Source organism: Flavobacterium bizetiae (genome assembly GCF_902804475.1).
In the GTDB taxonomy this organism is placed as follows: domain Bacteria; phylum Bacteroidota; class Bacteroidia; order Flavobacteriales; family Flavobacteriaceae; genus Flavobacterium; species Flavobacterium bizetiae.
The window spans coordinates 1-2,018 of the sequence record NZ_CADCSU010000209.1 but is presented as its reverse complement, the minus strand read 5'-3'; the positions used below and the strand labels follow the sequence as shown (position 1 = coordinate 2,018).

Annotated in this window: 1 protein-coding gene; it reads right to left on the bottom strand. The window is 32.2% G+C overall.

Annotated elements, in window-relative coordinates:
* Window positions 1-208 precede the first annotated feature (208 nt).
* The gene (argS, locus tag FLACOL7796_RS23865; protein WP_173973263.1) at window positions 209-1,987 is read right to left on the bottom strand and encodes an arginine--tRNA ligase; all 1,779 of its coding nucleotides are present in this window, start codon (window positions 1,985-1,987) and stop codon (window positions 209-211) included.
* Window positions 1,988-2,018 lie beyond the last annotated feature (31 nt).

Here is a 2,018-nt window from a genome sequence, read left to right as displayed (position 1 = left end):
AATATAAGGTGATGTTTTTTTTAGAAGTTTTAGCAATTGTTATTCCATCTTTTTCATTTTATCATAAAATAAGAAAAGCTTAACACTATTTTATTCCTGCAAAAATATTCGGGAATTAGAAAATAACTTATAGCAATCGGACTAGATAGTAATAAAAAAAGCCAATAGTTATAAAACTATTGGCTTTAAAAAAATTCTAATCTATTTTTTACATTCTTTCCGGAACTTCTATTCCTAATAATGTAAAAGCTGATTTTATAACTTCGGCCACTTTCTGCGAAAGCTGCACTCTGAATACTTTTTTAGTTAAATCTACTTCTCCTAAAATATGTACTGATTGATAGAAGGAATTGTACTCTTTTACCAAATCATACGTATAATTTGCAATTAATGCCGGGCTGTGATTTTGAGCCGCATTTTGAATTACTTCCGGGAAAAGCTCGATTTGTTTTACCAATTCTTTTTCTTTTTCGTGTAATTCTTCAGTATTGGTTGTAGCAGAAAAATCAAAATCGGCTTTACGAATAATAGATTGAATTCTCGCGTATGTATATTGAATAAACGGTCCTGTATTTCCGGCAAAATCAACAGATTCTTCAGGATTAAACAAAATACGTTTTTTAGGATCTACTTTTAAGATGTAATATTTTAAAGCACCAAGACCAATAGTTTTGTACAATTTCGCTTTTTCGTCAGCAGAATAACTGTCTAATTTTCCTAAATCTTCTGAAATTTGCTGTGCGGTATCTGTCATATCCTGCATTAAATCATCAGCATCTACAACAGTTCCTTCACGGCTTTTCATTTTTCCAGATGGTAAATCAACCATTCCGTATGATAAATGATATAAACTTGAAGCCCAGTCAAATCCTAATTTTTTAAGGATCAAGAATAAAACTTTAAAGTGATAATCCTGTTCGTTACCAACAGTGTAAACCATTCCGCCAACATCCGGCATATCTTTTACACGCTGAATCGCCGTACCAATATCTTGTGTCATATAAACAGCAGTTCCGTCAGAACGTAAAACAATTTTACGATCCAAACCTTCATCTGTTAGATCAATCCAAACTGAACCATCAGGATCTTTTTCGAAAACACCTCTGTCAAGACCCACCTGAACTACATCTTTACCTAACAAATAGGTATTACTTTCATAATAATATTTATCAAAATTAACTCCAAGATTGGTATAAGTTGTAGCAAATCCTTCGTAAACCCACTCGTTCATTTTTTTCCAAAGCGAAATAACAGCCTCATCTCCAGACTCCCATTTTTTAAGCATTTCTTGCGCTTCAATAATAATTGGAGCTTGTTTTTTAGCTTCTTCTTCGGTTTTACCAGTTTCCATCAATTGATTGATTTCTGCTTTATACGCTTTATCAAACTCAACATAATATTTACCTACTAATTTATCACCTTTTAAACCTGAACTTTGCGGCGTTTCTCCGTTTCCAAATCTTTCCCATGCGAGCATAGATTTACAAATATGAATTCCACGATCGTTGATGATTTGCGTTTTGTATACTTTTTTACCAGAAGCCTTAATAATTTCGGCCACAGAATATCCTAACAAATTGTTACGAACGTGACCTAAGTGCAACGGTTTATTGGTATTTGGCGAAGAATATTCGACCATAATAGCTTTATCCTCCGGATTTGGAGTTACGTATCCAAATTTGTGATTGTCTTTTATTTCATTAAAGAAATTCAAATAATAACTATCGGCAATTACTATATTCAAAAAGCCCGAAACAACATTAAAACGTGCTACTTCCGGAAGATTTTCTACTAAATAATTTCCTATTTTATTTCCTAATTCTACAGGATTGCTTTTGATAACTTTTAGCAAAGGAAAAATTACCATCGTAATATCGCCCTCAAACTCTTTTCTGGTAGTTTGAAATTCGATTTTATCAACAGTAACATCAAATAATGCTTGTATTGCTTTTTGTATAGAAGGAGTAAGAATTTGTGATAATGACATGTAAACTTATTTTTAAAGTGAGCAAATATAC

Bases quoted from the DNA above. Each gene is read 5' to 3' on its own strand.
- argS (WP_173973263.1), bottom strand. From the start codon at position 1,987: ATGTCATTATCACAAATTCTTACTCCTTCTATACAAAAAGCAATACAA.